At 59.2% G+C, this 15,856-nt stretch carries 15 protein-coding genes; 6 read left to right on the forward strand and 9 right to left on the reverse strand.

The genetic code is table 11. The features are described 5' to 3' along the window. Positions 1 to 133: 133 nt before the first annotated feature. The 5 genes from KTF55_RS00245 to KTF55_RS00265 all read right to left on the reverse strand — a co-directional run bounded on the left by KTF55_RS00245 (position 134) and on the right by KTF55_RS00265 (position 4,304). Positions 134 to 679 carry a metallophosphoesterase gene (locus KTF55_RS00245; RefSeq protein ID WP_138340675.1) on the reverse strand — a complete coding sequence of 182 codons (546 nt, stop codon included), beginning with the start codon at positions 677 to 679 and terminating at the stop codon, positions 134 to 136. Positions 680 to 745: 66 nt separating this feature from the next. Further along, positions 746 to 925, reverse strand: a complete 180-nt coding sequence (locus KTF55_RS00250) for a hypothetical protein (protein WP_035137042.1) — start codon at positions 923 to 925, stop codon at positions 746 to 748. A gap of 18 nt (positions 926 to 943) precedes the next feature. Then, positions 944 to 1,270, reverse strand: coding sequence for an HIRAN domain-containing protein (locus KTF55_RS00255; protein WP_035137041.1), 327 nt, complete (start codon positions 1,268 to 1,270; stop codon positions 944 to 946). A gap of 425 nt (positions 1,271 to 1,695) precedes the next feature. Further along, the gene (locus KTF55_RS00260) at positions 1,696 to 3,075 is read right to left on the reverse strand and encodes an aldehyde dehydrogenase (RefSeq protein ID WP_217107687.1); all 1,380 of its coding nucleotides are present in this window, start codon (positions 3,073 to 3,075) and stop codon (positions 1,696 to 1,698) included. An 8-nt stretch (positions 3,076 to 3,083) separates the two neighbouring features. Next, positions 3,084 to 4,304 carry an iron-containing alcohol dehydrogenase gene (locus KTF55_RS00265; RefSeq protein WP_217107686.1) on the reverse strand — a complete coding sequence of 407 codons (1,221 nt, stop codon included), beginning with the start codon at positions 4,302 to 4,304 and terminating at the stop codon, positions 3,084 to 3,086. 253 nt (positions 4,305 to 4,557) lie between these two features. On the opposite strand from KTF55_RS00265, the gene KTF55_RS00270 reads away from it, so the two are divergent. Further along, positions 4,558 to 5,121 (forward strand): ferritin family protein, encoded by a 564-nt coding sequence (locus tag KTF55_RS00270; protein WP_070097113.1) that lies wholly within the window; start codon positions 4,558 to 4,560, stop codon positions 5,119 to 5,121. A gap of 241 nt (positions 5,122 to 5,362) precedes the next feature. On the opposite strand, the gene KTF55_RS00275 is transcribed toward KTF55_RS00270, so the two are convergent. Beyond that, entirely contained in the window at positions 5,363 to 6,220 is an 858-nt protein-coding gene (locus KTF55_RS00275; protein ID WP_217107685.1) for a hypothetical protein, read from the reverse strand. A 566-nt stretch (positions 6,221 to 6,786) separates the two neighbouring features. Continuing rightward, on the reverse strand, positions 6,787 to 8,223 hold the full coding sequence (locus tag KTF55_RS00280) for a PLP-dependent aminotransferase family protein (protein ID WP_217107684.1): 1,437 nt from the start codon (positions 8,221 to 8,223) through the stop codon (positions 6,787 to 6,789). A 145-nt stretch (positions 8,224 to 8,368) separates the two neighbouring features. Between KTF55_RS00280 and pdxS the strand changes: the two genes are divergently transcribed. From pdxS to KTF55_RS00295, 3 genes are all read left to right on the forward strand, one after another. Continuing rightward, positions 8,369 to 9,259, forward strand: coding sequence for a pyridoxal 5'-phosphate synthase lyase subunit PdxS (gene pdxS / locus KTF55_RS00285; RefSeq protein ID WP_035137036.1), 891 nt, complete (start codon positions 8,369 to 8,371; stop codon positions 9,257 to 9,259). A gap of 20 nt (positions 9,260 to 9,279) precedes the next feature. Beyond that, positions 9,280 to 9,867: a pyridoxal 5'-phosphate synthase glutaminase subunit PdxT gene (gene pdxT / locus KTF55_RS00290; RefSeq protein ID WP_217107683.1), complete on the forward strand. Its 588-nt coding sequence runs from the start codon at positions 9,280 to 9,282 to the stop codon at positions 9,865 to 9,867. Between the two features lie 330 nt (positions 9,868 to 10,197). After that, positions 10,198 to 11,292 carry an IS110 family transposase gene (locus KTF55_RS00295; protein ID WP_217107682.1) on the forward strand — a complete coding sequence of 365 codons (1,095 nt, stop codon included), beginning with the start codon at positions 10,198 to 10,200 and terminating at the stop codon, positions 11,290 to 11,292. Positions 11,293 to 11,714: 422 nt separating this feature from the next. Here KTF55_RS00295 and KTF55_RS00300 read toward each other — a convergent pair whose 3' ends face one another. Then, positions 11,715 to 12,635: a hypothetical protein gene (locus KTF55_RS00300; protein WP_217107681.1), complete on the reverse strand. Its 921-nt coding sequence runs from the start codon at positions 12,633 to 12,635 to the stop codon at positions 11,715 to 11,717. A gap of 152 nt (positions 12,636 to 12,787) precedes the next feature. Then, positions 12,788 to 14,200: an MFS transporter gene (locus tag KTF55_RS00305; RefSeq protein WP_217107680.1), complete on the reverse strand. Its 1,413-nt coding sequence runs from the start codon at positions 14,198 to 14,200 to the stop codon at positions 12,788 to 12,790. A 205-nt stretch (positions 14,201 to 14,405) separates the two neighbouring features. Here KTF55_RS00305 and KTF55_RS00310 point away from each other — a divergent pair, with 205 nt between their 5' ends. Continuing rightward, positions 14,406 to 14,816: a peptide deformylase gene (locus KTF55_RS00310; protein WP_217107679.1), complete on the forward strand. Its 411-nt coding sequence runs from the start codon at positions 14,406 to 14,408 to the stop codon at positions 14,814 to 14,816. A 36-nt stretch (positions 14,817 to 14,852) separates the two neighbouring features. Beyond that, positions 14,853 to 15,776, forward strand: a complete 924-nt coding sequence (locus KTF55_RS00315) for a LysR family transcriptional regulator (protein ID WP_161144997.1) — start codon at positions 14,853 to 14,855, stop codon at positions 15,774 to 15,776. The last annotated feature ends 80 nt before the right edge of the window (positions 15,777 to 15,856 follow it).

The following is a 15,856-nucleotide window of genomic DNA, read 5'->3' on the forward strand; positions in this document are numbered from 1 at the left end:
CTCCTCGATGGACGCAAATTTCAACCGCCTACACTCTACCGCGCCACGCGGACAAAAAAGGCGCCGCCGCCATAATGGCAACGGCGCCAGAACCACCACAAAGGTGCCTGTCCCCTTTGTGGTGGTTCGAGCATTACAGTCCAAAGAAGCCCAGGATTTGATCGCGGCTTACGGGTCTGTAGTCGTTGGCATCAAGGCCAACGTCATAGCGCAGGATCGGGCGCTCGCGATCGCGGTTGCGTGCGTTGGTGCGGTCACCCCTGCTGTGGATATGCCCATGCAGCATAATGGCGCCACGTGCCTTGCCGTTCCAGCTGAGCATGGGGTAGTGGCTCATAACCAGACGATGGCCCTTGGCATAGCCGGGAGCAATCTCCAGGTAATCGCGCACGTCTTCCCAAATTTGCGGGGCGTCGGAATCTTCCCAGTCGCCGTCATGGTTACCGCGGATGAGCGTCGCATTCTTGCATTCGATACGCTCGCGCAGGCGCACCGCCTCCGCCATGGGCAAGCGATACGTAAAGTCTCCCAGGATATAGAGGCGGTCGTCCGCAGCCACGCACTCATTGATGGCATCGATGACCTTGCGGTTCATCTCCTCGACCGAATCAAACGGTCGATCCATGTCGTGCAAGATATTCGTATCGCCCAGGTGCAGGTCGGCGGTAAACCACATCATCGTCTATGCCCTCATTTCGCAATGCATCCAACTCGTGCTAAGTATACAGACGTAGCGATGCGGCGGTTATCCAAAGAGCCCGCCGAACAGTCCGCGGCGGCGCTTGTCTTGCTTTTTCGAAGCGTCACCCTGAGTTTTCTTGTCCTGCCGCATCTTACGGTCCTGTTCCAGCTCATCGTCATCGAGTAGCACATCCCACTCAAACGGATCATCTGCCAGATCAAACAGGTCATCGTCATCAAACATGGCAGCCTCCATTGCCGACTAGCGAGCATCCACCACGTAGAGCCCAACGCGCACCTGATGCCACGGGCTGCGCTCGGGGGCAACCTGTTGCACACGGGCCTCAAATACGTCCTCGTGGCCGTAATACATCATCAAGGACAGTGGGCCGACCTCGTTTCCCGGAACGTAGCCAAGTTTGGTCTTGCCATAGTAGATCGCAACTGCCTCGGGGTCATGGGGATTATCGCGCTCGGCACACAGCGTCAGTTTATCGCCCGCTTTAAGATCGCCTAGGACCAAAGCGCCATCGGCATACTGAAATCCTGCAATGTGAAATGACAGAAGAACACGCGAAGGCTCGTACATAGCAGCTCCTCTAACGGCCGGATAAACCGGTGTGTAACCTTATTGAGAAGTCTACGGTCCCGTGCGGACACAAATACATCCTGTCTGCGTCCTTCAATCGTTTGCCTCAACGCTTGCGCGACAGAACGCTTGCAGATAAGATAGGAACACGGATGGCACCCGTTGCCGCGGGTCTTGCCAACTCCGATACACGTTTTCATCGTGAGAAGTGGCCGTCTTCGCTTACGCGGGGGCGGCTATTTCATTCGGCCGATAAACAGACCGAGTTCGATAGCCGCAATCAACAACGCCAATAACGAAATAACATCGCTTACGTTCATACCAAATCCCTTCTAAAGGGAGTTGGCCCATCCGTGCTCCATAACAGTAGTCTAACGCAAAATGCAGGTAATAGGAACACTTGTTCGTATTACCTGCGCCCTTTTCTAATGCACAAACATGCGCACGAACTTGTGCTTCCAGCTTGCGTAAGGAGCATAGCGGAATGGCACGTCCAGCCACGTTGCCTTGTTCACGATGCTCTTCTTGTGGCTAAACGTATCGAAGCTCTCGCGTCCATGGTACCGCCCCATACCGCTCGCACCCATGCCACCAAAGCCCATATGGCTCGTAGCCAAGTGCATAATCGTGTCGTTGACGCAGCCGCCGCCAAAGGGCACGTAACGCACAAAGCGTTGCTGAACCGCACGATCCTGGCTAAAGATATACAGGGCCAGCGGCGTCGGACGATCCGTAATAAACGCTTCGGCCTCGTCTAGGCTCTCAAACGTCAGCACCGGCAAGATGGGACCGAAGATCTCCTCCTGCATCACGGCGTCATCGGGGGCCACGCCGTCCAAAATTGTCGGCTCAATCTTGAGCGAAGCCTCGCGCGCGGCACCTCCAAGCACGACCTTATCGGGATCGATCAGCCCGCGCACGCGCGCAAAATGCTTAGCATTGACGATATGCCCGTAGTCCTCGTTATCGAGCGGATGCTCGCCAAACATACGACTGACCTCCTCCTTGATGAGGCCCAGCAGCTCGTCGTGCACGCGCGTATCGACCAGCAGGTAGTCGGGCGCCACGCAGGTCTGCCCCACGTTGAGCCATTTACCAAAGGCGATACGCCGTGCCGCAACCTTCAAGTTTGCCGTTGCATCCACGATGCAGGGGCTCTTTCCGCCCAGCTCGAGCGTCACGGGCGTAAGGTTTTTACTTGCGTGCTCCATGACGAGTTTGCCGACTGGAACGCTACCGGTAAAGAAGATCTTGTCCCAGCACTCATCGAGCAGCGCTTCGTTTTCGGCGCGCCCGCCCTCGACGACCGTCACCAGGCACGGATCAAATGCCTCTTCACAGATTTGCTTGAGCACCGCGCTCGATGCCGGAGCATAGGCACTCGGCTTGATGACCACGGTATTGCCCGCGGCAAGGGCGCCGGCGAGCGGCTCGAGTGTTAGCAAAAACGGGTAGTTCCACGGAGCCATGATGAGTGTGACGCCATAGGGCACGGCTTGCGTTTTGCACACGCTCACGGCGTTAGCGAGATCGCACGGACGCAGGCGCGGACGACTCCACCGAGCCACGTGAGCGATCTGATGTCGAATCTCGGAAAGCGACGTACCAATCTCGCACATATAGGCCTCGTCATGCGACTTCCCCAAATCGGTCTTGAGCGCATGGGCGATATCGGCCTCGTGGGCCCGCACCGCATCGCGTAAACTCACGAGCGCGCGACGTCGAACATCGACATCAAACGTGGCGTGCGTCTTAAAGTAGGCGCGCTGATCGCCGACGATGCGCGCAATTTCCTCGGTGTTCATGGACCCTCCTAATTCTCGTCCTCAAACATACCACCTGCAACGACTTCGTACATATGCTCGAGCTCCAAGCGGTCCATTAGAAGCGGAACGGGGTATAGCGGATTGGCCTCGGCATCGGCATGCGCCGCCATCTCGGGAATGTCAGAGCGGCGAATGCCCGAGACATATTTGGGGATTCCCAGGGCCTCGTTCATGCGGTCGACCCAATCGATAAAGGCCTCGGCCGCAAGACTATCCTGCGCGGTAGCCGGCGCAATGCCCGCCATGTGAGCAAGATCGGCAAGCTTGGGGGCGGCGGCGTCACCATAAGCGCGAAGCATGTGCGGCAGGATGATCGCGTTGGCCAAACCGTGCGGAATTCCGTATCGGCCGCCCAAACTGTGCGCGATGGCATGCACATATCCGACATAGGAGCGGGTAAACGCAACGCCCGCCTTATACGCCGCCAAAAGCATATTGCGACGAGCGCACATGTCGTCACCATGCTCATAGGCCTCGAGCAAATTGTCGTGGATAAGCTGCACCGCCTGTCGCGCCATCTTGCGCGTATAGGGCGTGGTGCTTCGCCCGATAAAGGCCTCAACGGCATGCGTCAGGGCGTCCATGCCCGTCTGCCCCGTAATGGAAGCGGGCAAGCCGCACGTAAACTCGGGGTCGTGGACTGCAAAACGCGGGATGAGCACAAAGTCGTTAATGGGGTATTTGTAGTGCGTCCCGTCATCGGTAATTACCGCCGCAAGCGTGACTTCGCTTCCCGTACCGGCGGTAGTGGGAACGGCGATGAGCAGCGGCAGGCGACGATGAATCCGCAGCAGGCCGCGCATCTTGTTGATGGGCTTGTTTGGCTGCGCAATGCGTGCGCCCACGCCCTTGGCACAGTCCATGGCCGAGCCACCGCCAAAGCCGATAATGGCCTGGCAGGCGCTCTCTCGATACAGGGACGCCGCTTCTTCCACGTTTGAAACCGTGGGGTTTGCACGCGTTTCGGCATAGACCGTAACGCCAATCCCCCTGCATGCGAGCGCCGTCTCGAGCGGTGCCGTGAGCCCCAGACGGGCAATGCCGGGATCCGTCACGATAAGGACCTTCTGGATCGAGCGCTTTTGAAGCACCGCGGGCACATCCTCGGCATGCTCTAAAATGCGCGGCTCGGTATAGGGCAGGATCGGCAATGCAATGCGAAAAACCGTCTGATATGTTCGGCACCAGGCACGACGGGCTAGATGCATAAAGGAAACTCCTTCATTTGTTGATAGGTCAACATTTGCTCGACCGATTGTACTCAGCGGCGGTCAAAGACGGCCTGCCAATCGTTAATCAATCAACATCTTCATATCTCAAAATTGTTTTATTAAAAATCATTCCTAATAGGCTTCACATTTGGTTGCATTTATGGATAATAGGACTCGTCAAGACGCACGTCCGGAGAGGGCCCTTACGGGACCGGACGAGCGCACAATCGCCATCGATCGAAAGGATCGAATCATGAAGTTTGTTTGCCCCGTTTGCGGTTATGTGGAAGAGTTCGACGGCGACCAGCTGCCCGAGGACTTCAAGTGCCCCCAGTGCGGCGTTCCCGGTTCTCGCTTCCTGAAGCAGGAGGAGGGTCAGCTCGAGTGGGCTGCCGAGCACGTCGTGGGCGTCGCCAAGATGGAGGGCGTCTCCGAGGACATCGTTGCCGACCTGCGCGCCAACTTTGAGGGCGAGTGCTCCGAGGTCGGTATGTACCTGGCCATGGCTCGCGTCGCTCATCGCGAGGGCTATCCCGAGATCGGCCTGTACTGGGAGAAGGCTGCCCACGAGGAGGCCGAGCATGCCGCCAAGTTCGCCGAGCTCCTGGGCGAGGTCGTGACCGACTCCACCAAGAAGAACCTCGAGATGCGCGTTGAGGCCGAGAACGGCGCCACCGCCGGCAAGACCGATCTTGCCAAGCGTGCCAAGGCCGCCGGCCTCGATGCCATCCACGACACCGTGCACGAGATGGCTCGCGACGAGGCCCGCCACGGCAAGGCTTTCGCCGGCCTGCTCAAGCGCTACTTTGGCTAAGCCAACCGCCTGAGACATAACCTCAAGCTCGATGAGGCCCGGACCGTATTGGTTCGGGCCTTTTTCGTGCCTCACGAACTTGTTAACGCCCTGAAATAGGACCGTCTTCGGCATCGGCTTCTCGTCAAAACTAAGTGAGTAGACTTTTTGGAACTTGCCGAGCAGACCATCCATATCACTTTATAAAGCCGCAGGTAAATGCCTTGTTGCAAAACGACCTAGTCGCCAAAGTGACAAAAGTCTACTCACTTAGATTCGCAGCCGTCCACGATCGAGCCATTTTGTGTCTAACGGGCATCTTTCCGTCGATTACTCCCAATTTTGTCCAGTCAATGAATAGTTCAGACCGGAGTAATATCTCAGCCCTTTGCTCATCCGAGCTTTTATCACGATATTCAGCATCGAGCATCCTGCATATGGCCTTAACGATCGCGCGGAATCTATCCTCATCCGATATCTGTCTGTGTGTCAGGAGAAGCACATCGTAGCCCATGGCCTGAAGGGCCGTCATGCGGTCAGCGTCACGCAAGCCATCCCCTGCGCGTCCGTGCGAGGCCTTTCCCTGACATTCAATGGCCACCTGTCGCCTACCGTCCGGTGAAGAAAGAAGTAGGTCGATATATATACGGGACTTTCCCACAATCGCTCGAGCACTTGTGCCTAGCATCACTTCAACATTAAGCTCTATGTCGCAAAAACCTTCGCCTCCCAGGGATCGCGGCAGTGCAAGTAGCAAATACGCCTCGACCTCAAAAGGCGACGCGGCACCCAATGGAACGAGTTGCGATACCGCCATAAATCTATTGCCGTAACGCATCCCGCAAACATCTGAACAAAAACGGTCAAGGTCTCCGCCCAAAACCAAAGCGTCTCGACGCCATAAATTTGAGGCGGTGCCGTCCTCGGACGGGCAGCGCACCCAACCGAACGTTGTCGAAATCGCGCCCGAATCAATTGCACGCGAAAGCTCCGCCTCAAGTGCCGCCGGCAGAGCGCACACCGCAAACAAGCCACACATCTCCGCCAATACCAAAAGAAGCTGGAGATCCGTCAGGTGCCGCGACATGATGAATGCCGTCAGTAGAGGAGACGTAATCAAAAACCCATGCTCCGTTTCCAGCACGGATTCCCTGGGAAGCTCACCAAGAAACAGCCGCTGCCTAATGCTGGCTGGACAAGTCCGTTTGTTTCTCGTCCGAACCAATGTATACAACGGAAAACCGAGCGCGACCGCAGCCGTCGGGTTGCGGGCGAGATCATATCGCTGCCGGTCTTCTTCCGGTCGTGGAAGCGGCGGACACAAAGCGCGGACTTGAGGAGGCAAACGCCAGTACCTAAAAGCCGATATGTCACAAAGTAAATCCTTCATAGGCACAGGAAAACACGAATTTCAACCCAGTCAGTCACGCATTGGCGCGAACGCACCAAAAATGGCGCCGAACGGACTGCCAAGTTTTCAACAGCACTCCCCAACTGGCCAAAAGCTTGCCGAGAGCTGGACGAAGCCCTGTTGAAAACCCCATTTTTTTCTCATGCAGGAGCTTTGCGCGGCAAGTGAGTAGACTTTTTTGAACATCCCGAGCAGGCCGGTCATCCTGCTTTTCAAAACCGCAGGTAAATAGCTTGCTACAAAACTGCCTGGTCGCCAAAGTGCTAAAAGTCTACTCACTTAGGTTGCAGAGTGCCCCCCATTAGCTGCAATTCCAAGGTTGTTAGTACTTTTGGACTCAGATCGTCATACTGAACAAGAATTTGAGTTGTGTTTTCAGGGACAGATGCGCCATCGGCACACCAAAAACAGTCACCGATATCGATAAAAGGGATGCTCGAGCGCGTGAGGGCCCGTGCAAAAGTGCTTCCGCCCGTTCTACGCTCCGCAACCACGATACAGTAAAGGCCCGCGTCTGCATGCTCGATCGAGACTTCCCCTGCCGGAAATGCCTTCCGTACAAGCGCCACTAGGCCATCACGCGCCTCGCGGGCACGAACGCGCACGCGGTTCACATGACGCTCGTAATCACCCGATTCCAGCAAGCGAGCCAATGCAACTTGATCTATGGAGCTAACCGACGAGGCGTAAAAACCAAGGTCGCGCCTAAACCGCTCCATCAGCTCGTCGGGCAACACCATGTACGCTAGGCGCAACGCCGAAGACAGGCTCTTCGAAAACGTGTTGGTGTATATAACCGACTGGGCGGCATCGATCGACGCGAGCGCGGGAATCGGCTTCCCGGCAAGGCGAAACTCACAATCAAAGTCATCTTCGATGAGATACCGACCTGGTCGCTCGGCGGCCCAGCTCAGAAGCGCATAGCGACGCGCAATGCTCGTCACAAGGCCGGTCGGATACTGATGGGACGGCATCAGGTGAAGGACATCGGTCCCGCTTTTCTGCAGAGTGCTCAAGTCCACGCCCTCATCATCCAACGGGATATGTCGAACTTTGCAGCCCATAGCCTGATAGATACGCGTCAGACGCAAATAGCCCGGATCCTCAACCGCATACACCTTGTCCGCGCCAAGCAACTGAACCAACATGGTATCGAGCAGCTGGGCGCCCGCACCGATAACGATGTTGTTGGGGTCGACATTCATACCCCTTGTCCCGTGCAGATGGTGAGCAATTGCGCGTCGCAGCCGAGCAGTGCCCTGCGCCGGTGCGGGCGAAAAGATTTCGCGCTCGTCTTCGGATGCCAGCGTCGCCCGTAGCGCGCTTTGCCAAAGCCGCGCCGCCTCCAAAGCAGAAGGAGAAAGCGCATCGAATCGCTCGACCTGTCCGTTGACATCATGCACGCTGGGGCCCACAGAGACGGCATCTCGGTCGATGCCCTCCGCAGCCGAAGCCAAAACCGGTGCATCCGGAAGCTCGCAAGCGTAGTAGCCACGACGTGGTATTGAGCAAATATAGCCCTCAGCGAGTAACTGGCTATATGCATTCTCGATGGTAATAACACTGATTCCCAGATGACTGGCAAAGGCGCGCTTAGACGGCAAATGCTCCCCCGCCACAATGCGTCCAGCTACGATATCATCTCGAATTTGCTGGTAAACATACTCATAGAGCGATGCTTCGCCGCGTTTTTCCAAATTGTAGTCAAGCATGAGCCTATCACCTGACCTTATTAAGTCATTCAATCTGGTATTAGTCTGACCTTGTAATTATCTCGAAAACTGAGTATTTTGTCATACCCAGCTCCCCGATAGGATGTTCCGTCAAGCAATGCACATGCCAACCAAGGGAGCAACCATGGCAGAACAGAACAGCAAGGCCGACCGCGTCAAACTCAATCGCGAGCTCGCGCAGATGCTCAAGGGCGGCGTCATCATGGACGTTACCACGCCCGAGCAGGCACGCATCGCCGAGGAGGCAGGCGCCTGCGCCGTCATGGCCCTCGAGCGCATCCCGGCCGACATCCGTGCCGCAGGCGGCGTCTCGCGCATGAGCGACCCCAAGATGATCAAGGGCATCCAGGAGGCCGTCTCCATCCCCGTCATGGCCAAGTGCCGCATCGGTCACATCGTCGAGGCGCAGGTCCTGCAGGCCATCGAGATCGACTACATCGATGAGTCCGAGGTTCTCTCCCCTGCCGATGACGTCTATCACATCGACAAGACCCAGTTTGACGTGCCGTTTGTCTGCGGCGCCCGTGATCTGGGCGAGGCGCTGCGCCGTGTTGCCGAAGGCGCCACGATGATTCGCACCAAGGGTGAGCCGGGTACGGGCGACGTCGTTCAGGCCGTGCGTCACATGCGCAAGATCCAAAAGCAGATCCGTGACGTTGTTGCCCTGCGCAACGACGAGCTCTTTGAGGCAGCCAAGCAACTGCAGGTTCCGGTCGAGCTGGTGCGCGAGGTCCATGCCACGGGTAAGCTTCCCGTCGTGAACTTTGCCGCCGGCGGCGTAGCGACCCCCGCCGACGCCGCGCTGATGATGCAGCTGGGCGCCGAAGGCGTGTTTGTCGGCTCGGGCATCTTTAAGAGCGGCGACCCCGCCAAGCGCGCAGCCGCCATCGTCAAGGCCGTGGCAAACTTCACCGATGCCAAGCTCATTGCCGAGCTTTCGGAGGACCTGGGCGAGGCCATGGTGGGCATCAACGCCGACGAGATCGAGATTATCATGGAGGAGCGCGGGCGCTAGTCCAGCAGAAAGGATCGCACATGAGCGATTATGCAGACCAAACGGTCGCCGTGTTGGCGGTCCAAGGTGCTTTTGCCGAGCACGAGGCAAGGCTATCCGAGCTGGGCGCACGTTGTATTGAGCTGAGGCAGGCGGCCGATTTGAAGCAGGACTTTGACCGTCTGGTACTTCCCGGCGGCGAGTCCACCGTTCAAGGGAAGCTGCTTGATGAGTTGGGCATGCTCGAGGAGCTTCGTGCCCGTATCGTTGAAGGCATGCCTGTCCTGGGCACCTGCGCCGGCCTGATTCTGCTGGCTCACGATCTTGCCGCCCATGACGATAAGGGCACGCCGCGTTTGGCAACCATGGATGTACTTGTCGAGCGCAATGCCTACGGCAGGCAGCTCGGCAGCTTTCGAACCAAGGGACAGGTAGCCGGCATCGACGGTGAAGTGCCGCTGACGTTTATCCGCGCGCCCCGCATCGTCGAGGTCCACGGCGACGCCAAGGCCTTAGCGAAAGTCGACGGGCGCATCGTCGCCGCGCGCCAGGGCAACCAGCTCGGCGTAACCTTCCACCCCGAACTCGACGAAGACACCCGCCTCCACGAACTGTTCCTACAAATGTAGGCAGAAAACAAACGAGCGTGGATTTTCGGACGCATAGCAAATGAGAGTGGATAATCTCCCACTTTGAGCTTGAATGCAGGCTCAAACCGGGAGATTATCCACTCTCATGCTATGTAGTCATTTAAGAACGTCCCCAATGACTACTTCGACAACACCGATGTTTTGGTTCCGACAGACACTATGACCCAATCCGAGGGCACTAAAAAGACAGGAGCCCCCGCTCGTGACCGCGGGTCGGGGCTGCGACAATGATGTTGAAGTGCCATAGGCGCAGCCGCGCCGCAACGAGGTTGGGAGGCTCCCATGCCATAGTATTCTACCGCGTTCGGGATGGACGTCCACCTGAGGTCGACCACCGTCTGCGCCCTCGACGCGGACACCGGCGAGGCCGTGACGAGGAGGTTCCCCGGCAACCCCTGGGGCGAGATCGCCGGGTGGATGGACGGGTTCCCCGGGCCGTCGCTCGCGGCCTACGAGAGCGGCTACCTCGGCTTCGCCCCGCAAAGGGAGCTCGCCGGGCTCGGCGTCGAGTGCGCCGTCGCCGCGGTCTCGAAGATCCCCAGGTCGGCCGCCGACTCGGCCTCCAAGAACGACAGGAACGACGCCGCCAGGATGGCCAAGGCGATACTCGCCCACGACATCTCCCCCGTATGGGTCCCCTCCCCCGAGGTCGAAGGCATCAGGGACCTCGCCGGCGCCTACGACGGGGCGACCGCGCGCCTGGCGACCGCCAAGCAGCGGCTGCTCGCCTTCCTCGCAAAGCGAGGGTTCGCCTACGGCGGCACCACGCCCGCCGGCAACCCGAGGAAGTACTGGACCTACGACTTCCTGAGGTGGCTCGACAAGGTCAGGCCTGAGGACGATGGCGGGGTTCGGACGCTCGCCGCCCTGAGGAACGAGGTCGAGGCCGCGGCGGAGGCCCGGGCGGACCTGCTCTCCGAGTACAGGGCAGCCGTGGATGCCAGCCCGATCGCCGCGGAGGTGGCCTCCCTCCAGTCGATCAAGGGATGCGCCTTCGCGCTGGCCGCAGCCTTCTCGGCCGAGGTCGGCGACTTCACGAGGTTCCGCTCCGGAAGGCAGGTCACGGCCTATTTCGGCCTCGCGCCGAGTCAGAGGTCGAGTGGCGACTCCGTGCGGCTCGGAGGCATCAGCGGTGCGGGCAACGCGCTCGTGAGGAAGCTGGCCGTTGAGGGCTCATGGTGCTACGCCGCGGCACGGCACCAGCCGAAGCTCATGCCGAGGGACACGGGCGTGCCCCTCGAGATAAGGATGCACGGGAGGAAGGGGTCCGAGCGGCTCCTGCGGCGGCGCGAGGAGATGCTCGCCCGCGGCATGCCCGCGGCGAAGGCCAACGCGGCCACCGCGGCCGAGCTCGTGAGGTGGCTCTGGGCCCTCGGCATGATGTGCCGGGAGGGCGCGGAATAGACATAGCCCCCGTCCCGGCGAGCCGGGCGGCCTTCGGGGATACCCCCTATTTCGCTGTGCGCGCGGAGCCCTCCGCATGCGCCTCGACAGACTTGGGGACCCCACCGAAGGAATGGAGTGCGGGCCGACAGAACGGTATCCGCGGATATGAGACTGAGCCGAAGGCGTCGACGACATGCCGGGGCGGACCGGGACGGGTTAACGGCAGGCCCCGCCGACCGATTGCAAGCGGTCGGCGGGGCCATTGTGGCTCTTGACAGCGGATTGGGTCATATGAGCGAAAACCCGCCAGAGCGAGCAAGGTGCCTTGAAGCGAGGCGGCATTGACCTTCTGGTCATGCCGCCGAAGCTGAAAGGCAGATTGCCGCTCTGACGGGTTTGCAGCGTCAACTAGTTACGCGGTTCGTAGAACCGCGTAACCCCTAGAAGCGATTGCCGCGGAAGCCGCCACCGTTGCGGCCGCCACGGTCGCCACCGCGACCGCCACGGTCGTTACCACGGTTGCCGCCGAAGCCGCCACGGTTGCCACCGCGATCGCCATAGCCACCACGGTTGCCGCCAAAGCCGCCGCGACCGCCACGGTCGCCGCCACGGTCACCAAAGCCGCCACGGCCACCGCGACCGCCACGGTCACCGCCACGGCCACCGCGATCGCCAAAGCCGCCGCGACCGCCACGGTCGCCGCCACGGCCGCCACGGTCGCCGCCACGGCCGCCACGGTCGTCACGGCCGCCGCGAGGACCGCGGTCCTCGTCCAGGCCCATGGCGACGAGCGGGGCGATAACCTTATCGAGAGCGGCCATCAGCTCGGTGGCCTCCTCATAAGAAAGCTCGGGCAGGAGCTTCTCCTTCTTGTTGGCAAGCTCAACCAGGCCCTCAGCGGCATCCTCGGCAGCGAAGACAACGATCTTGCGCATATCGCCCTCGGCGTCGTCGATGCGGCCGACCAGATCGGCAGCCTCGGCCTCGGCCATCAGGCCATCGAGCTCACGAAGGCGCATGCCCAGCAGGTCGGACATTTCCTTCTGCTCCATCTTGGGCTTGAGGTCAAGAAGCTTGATGGCGCGCTCGATGTTCGCCATGCGCTCGGCCTTGGCCTCCTCCTCCTTGGAAATAGCAAAGCGACGGCTACGCAGCAGGCGGGCGGCCTTCTGCATCTTGTCCATCAGCTCTTCGTCATCGTAATCAACGGCGGCCTCGACAACCTCGGCCTCCTCCTCGGCGGAAACCTCGTCAGCAGCCTCAACCTCGGCGGCTTCGGTCTCCACGGTCTCGACTGCCTCAACCTCGGCAGCCATGGTCTCGTTCTCGGTCTCGTTCATGATCTCTTCGTTCTCAGACATGAGACTCCTTCTTGGCCCTCTCGGGCATCATCGCCCCATTCGCGGGGCCCGTCGCGCACTCTTTGCGCTTTAAACATTCATGCCTCTCGGCAAAACGTCCATTAGTTTATGGTGTCGCCCGCTAATCTAGCTGCAGAATCTATGTGCACACATTAATGCGACATGTGCGACTCGCGGCGAGCGTACACAACCGATACCACAAATCCGACCACGGCAATTACAGCCGCCACACGCACGGCTGCCGCAAATCCAATCGCCTGGGCAACGTCGGTCGCAACGCCAGCGGCGCCGGCAGTCGCCGCAGAACTCGAGAGCAGGCCGATAAACAGCGACGGGCCAAACGATGCGGCAATCATGTTCCACGTGTTGAGCAATGCCGTTCCGTGAGGATGCTCGGCGACAGGCAGCGTCTCCAAGCCGGCCGTTTGCGAGGGGCTCAGCACCAAACCGACTCCGGCATACACCACAACGGTCAGCGCCACGACGACGCCGATGTTCATGCTTGCGGCCGTCATCGAGATGACAGTCTGCCCCACGGCGATCAGGGCAAAGCCGACCGGCAGCAGCGGCCATGCGCCACGGGCGTCCATCACGCGTCCGCCCACAATCGAGGTCACGGCATTGCAGGCAATCGCCGGCAAAATGAGCAAGCCCGCAACAAGGGCGGTCATGCCGTATGCGCCCTCAAAATAGAGCGGCAACAAAACGCTCATCGAGAACGTCGTCATCATCGACACCACCACAAGCAGGCACGCAGGCCAAAAACGAACGCTCGCCATGGGACGCACGTTAAGCACCGGATGCTCGAGCTTGAGCTGGCGGGCCGCAAACAGGCCGAGCAGCACAATGGCGGCGAAGAGCGTCGCGATGCCGGCAATCAGATTGGTCGAGAACTCGCCTACGGAATACACAAATGCCGTAATACCGGCAGCGAGCAAAACAACCGACAGAATATCAAGCGTGGCGTTCGAACGCTCTCCGACATTCTGAACAAGCTTTACGCCCGCCGCAGCGACCACAATGCCGCCCACCAGCGGCACTACGAATACCGTCCTCCAGCCAAACAACGTGCACATAAGACCGCTGATCACGGGCCCAAACGCCGGCCCCAGCGTAATGCAGGCACCGCCCAGGCTCAGATACAAACCGAGCTTCTCGCGCGGGGCGCAAGACAGTACCACGTTCATCATGAGCGGAAACAAGATGCCCGATCCCGCAGCCTGCAGGATACGGCTTGGCAGCAAAACGCTAAACGACGGAGCGACCAGGCACAGGACTTCGCCGGCGACCATGCATCCGCATGCGAAAAACAGCAGCTTGCGCGTCGAGAAATGGCCGGACAGAAAGGCCATGATGGCCGTAAAGATCGACGTCACGATCATGTAGCCCGAAACGAGCCACTGCGCCGTGGTGGCACTCACCGAAAAGGCCGCCATAATGTCGTGCAACGCCACGTTAATGATGTTCTCGTTAAACGCAGCAACAAAAGCTGCAACATACATTACGACGAGAATTGCCGAGGTTGTCGACGGTGATTGAGTTTGCTTTTGGGATTTGGTCCCCATGCATTTCCTTCCTCTTGAAACGACAGTCGCATCGCCCCAGAGGAACAGTCCAGGGCGAAAAATGAGCCCTAGACTTACGCCAGACGCCGTACACGACGAGTCTGGCAACATGGTCCAACATCGAAAAATTGTAACGCGGACGCGCAGCTTTCCTTCCGCGCTATTATTAAAAGTCCACGAAAGCATAAGACATGAGGAGCCCGCCATGATTAAGCCCATCATGAAATCCGAGTTCTTTTTGCGCCTGCCTTCCGAAGACGCGGGACCCGACGATGCCGCGACCGGGCAGGACCTCCTGGATACGCTCCACGAGCATGAGCACGAGTGCGTGGGCCTCGCCGCCAACATGATCGGCGTGCGCAAACGCATCATCTGCGTAAAGGACGGCAACAGGACACTCCTGATGTACAACCCGCAAATTCTTGAGCAGGTCAATGCCTATCAGACGAGCGAAGGATGCCTCTCGCTGATCGGCGAGCGTCCCTGTACCCGCTATCGCCGCATTAAGGTGGAGTATTTGGACGAGAACTTCGTCCACCGCATCAAAAACTTCTCGGGCTACACCGCCGAGATCATCCAGCACGAAATCGACCACTGCAATGGCGTCGTGGTTTAGGCCACCTGCCAAAATGAGGGTACCGGAGGCCTCCCTATGGATATCAGCCGCTTTGGCGAATTCGCCATCTTAGCGCAGTCACGCACGTTTCTTGATGCGGCGGAACTGCTTTTCATGTCGCAATCAACCCTCTCCAAGCACATCATGGCAATGGAGCACGAACTCGGCTGCAAGCTCATCGATCGAAGCCAGCGCCACGTAACACTCACCGCGCAAGGTGAAGCGCTCCTCCCCTATGCGCAAAAAATTGCGACGCTTCAGCACCGCTATCTTGCCGCCATTCAAATAGGCGCAGGTGAGCCGCTCGAGCACCTCACCGTCGGTTCTATCCCCATTATGGCCCCTTATGGGATCACGGACGCCGTCATCGATTTTCAGCAGGCGAACCCCTCATATTCTGTCGAGCTCATCGAGGGCGAGGGCGACACACTCAAGCGCATGCTCCTGCACGAGGACATTGACCTGGCCTTCATCCGTGACGGCGGCGCCATCGAGCCGGAGTTCAAAAAGATTCCCTTTACGACCGACCGGCTCGTGGCCGTCCTTCCGCTCGACCATCCGCTCGCCGAACGTGACGCCGTTGAGATAGACGACCTTATCGACGAGAATTTCCTCATGCTTCCCCAAGGCTCGTTCGTAAGCGAGCTCGTCCTTTCCCTTTGTCGCGAAGCTGAATTTGGCCCACGTGTTACGTTCACCGGCAAACGAGCCGAGAACATCATCTCCCTTGTCGCGCGCGGCGCCGGCGTCTCATTCCTCATGCGCAAGCCGGCGGAATCGCTTGCCAGCGGAAAGGTAGCCCTGGTGCCGCTTGAGCCCGCGACGACCTCCGAGGTCAGGCTCTACCTCAAGCGGAACGCCGCGCACTCGCAGGCGGTCGTCTCGTTCATCGGCTTCCTCCCCTACCGTCAGCTCCTGCAGGGCGACCGTACATCTTCCACCGCGGCACGACCGTCATAATCCCCGCTGCTCCACAACCGCAGCCCTGTGTCCGCAAACACGCTGACAACGGCACATAATACAAATATGCCTCGGGCGGC

Origin of the sequence: Collinsella sp. MSK.8.10, from assembly GCF_019041915.1 — a bacterium.
GTDB lineage: Bacteria > Actinomycetota > Coriobacteriia > Coriobacteriales > Coriobacteriaceae > Collinsella.

Bases quoted from the DNA above. Each gene is read 5' to 3' on its own strand.
- KTF55_RS00315 (WP_161144997.1), top strand. From the start codon at position 14,853: ATGGATATCAGCCGCTTTGGCGAATTCGCCATCTTAGCGCAGTCACGC.
- pdxS (WP_035137036.1), top strand. From the start codon at position 8,369: ATGGCAGAACAGAACAGCAAGGCCGACCGCGTCAAACTCAATCGCGAG.
- KTF55_RS00300 (WP_217107681.1), bottom strand. From the start codon at position 12,635: ATGTCTGAGAACGAAGAGATCATGAACGAGACCGAGAACGAGACCATG.
- KTF55_RS00260 (WP_217107687.1), bottom strand. From the start codon at position 3,075: ATGAACACCGAGGAAATTGCGCGCATCGTCGGCGATCAGCGCGCCTAC.
- KTF55_RS00255 (WP_035137041.1), bottom strand. From the start codon at position 1,270: ATGTACGAGCCTTCGCGTGTTCTTCTGTCATTTCACATTGCAGGATTT.
- KTF55_RS00280 (WP_217107684.1), bottom strand. From the start codon at position 8,223: ATGCTTGACTACAATTTGGAAAAACGCGGCGAAGCATCGCTCTATGAG.
- KTF55_RS00295 (WP_217107682.1), top strand. From the start codon at position 10,198: ATGGACGTCCACCTGAGGTCGACCACCGTCTGCGCCCTCGACGCGGAC.
- pdxT (WP_217107683.1), top strand. From the start codon at position 9,280: ATGAGCGATTATGCAGACCAAACGGTCGCCGTGTTGGCGGTCCAAGGT.
- KTF55_RS00310 (WP_217107679.1), top strand. From the start codon at position 14,406: ATGATTAAGCCCATCATGAAATCCGAGTTCTTTTTGCGCCTGCCTTCC.
- KTF55_RS00250 (WP_035137042.1), bottom strand. From the start codon at position 925: ATGTTTGATGACGATGACCTGTTTGATCTGGCAGATGATCCGTTTGAG.
- KTF55_RS00245 (WP_138340675.1), bottom strand. From the start codon at position 679: ATGATGTGGTTTACCGCCGACCTGCACCTGGGCGATACGAATATCTTG.
- KTF55_RS00265 (WP_217107686.1), bottom strand. From the start codon at position 4,304: ATGCATCTAGCCCGTCGTGCCTGGTGCCGAACATATCAGACGGTTTTT.
- KTF55_RS00305 (WP_217107680.1), bottom strand. From the start codon at position 14,200: ATGGGGACCAAATCCCAAAAGCAAACTCAATCACCGTCGACAACCTCG.